The organism is Mesorhizobium sp. 128a, from assembly GCF_053848025.1.
On record NZ_JBSPKY010000073.1, the window covers coordinates 1 to 1,427 of the forward strand.

1 protein-coding gene is annotated in these 1,427 nt (G+C 59.0%); it reads left to right on the forward strand.

The annotated features are described in order from the left end of the window. Positions 1-45: 45 nt before the first annotated feature. Positions 46-1,400 (forward strand): IS3 family transposase gene (locus ACWTU9_RS33100; protein ID WP_455861999.1). Its coding sequence is split into 2 segments (ribosomal slippage): positions 46-522 and positions 525-1,400, totalling 1,353 coding nucleotides; the frame shifts between segments, so codons are not numbered across the junction. Positions 1,401-1,427 lie beyond the last annotated feature (27 nt).

The window sequence follows — 1,427 nt, forward strand, 5'->3', positions numbered from 1 at the left end:
GTGAACTGACCCCCGAAAGTTGGACACAACCTTCGGGGGTTTTGCATGTCCAAATACAGCGAGAGTTTCAAGCGCTCGGTTGTGGATAGCTATTTAGGCGATGATGGGAGCTATGGGAGTGCGGCGTCGACCCATGGCGTTGACGCAGCGACTGTTCGTAAATGGGTAGCTTTGTACCAAGCGCACGGCGATGCCGGGCTATCTGGCAAGTACGGCCGTTACGACGCAGCGTTCAAGCTGTCAGTGCTTGAGCGGATGTGGGGAGAAGGTCTGTCGTATCGGCAGACGGCTGCGTTGTTCAATATCCGCAATGCCAGTTGCCTGACGGGCTGGGAGAAGCGCTATCATGCGTGCGGGATAGAGGCACTCGGCCCTCGTCCCAGAGGGCGACCCATGTCAAAGCCGCCGGCCCCCGCAGTGCCTGTTGCAGCCAGTGACGAAGCCAAAAGCCGCGAAGAACTGCTGGCTGAGCTGAAGCATCTGCGGATGGAGAACGACTACCTAAAAAAACTGGAGGCCTTAACGCAGGGACACGCGCCCAAAAAGCGCAAGCCGTCCAGGCGTTAAGGCCGTTGCATCCGCTTGAGGGGTTGCTCGAGCTGGCGAAGCTGCCGCGCAGCACGTTCTATTACAGACAGAAAGCAGCGACGCGCCCGGATCGCCATGCGGCGTTGAAGGAGGCGATCAAGGCCATCTTCGACAACCACAAGGGCCGCTACGGCTACCGCCGGGTGACTGCGCAACTGCGCCGGTTGGGCCGGTGCGTCAACCACAAGACCGTCCAGAGCCTGATGGCCGGGATGGGATTGAAGTCGCTGGTCAGGCCGAAGAAGTATCGTTCTTACAGAGGCGAGGCTGGGCGGACAGCTCCCGATCTCTTGCAGCGCAAGTTCGGCGCCGACCGCGCCAACCGCAAATGGGTGACCGATGTGACGGAGTTCAGCCTGGCCGGCGACAAGCTCTACCTGTCCCCGGTCATGGACCTCTACAATGGCGAGATCGTCGCGTTCGAGACCGCGCAGCGCCCACGCTTCAATATGGTGGACAATATGCTGACCAAAGCCCTCGCCCGGCTTGGTGCGAACGAACGGCCGATCCTGCATTCCGATCAGGGATGGCAGTATCAGATGCCAGCATTCCAACGCAGGCTGGAAGCCAGAGGCCTCCAACAAAGCATGTCACGCAAAGGCAATTGCCTCGACAACGCCCCAATGGAGAGCTTCTTCGCAATCCTCAAGTCCGAGCTCTTCCATCCCGGAACCTTCGACACCGTCCAAAGCCTGGACGAAGCCATCACGGACTACATCGACTACTACAACCACCGCCGCATCAAACTGAAACTGAAAGGGCTGGCCCCTGTGCAATACAGGAACCAGCCCTTAAACCTACCAACTCAATGAACCGTCCAACTCTACGGGGTCAGTTCA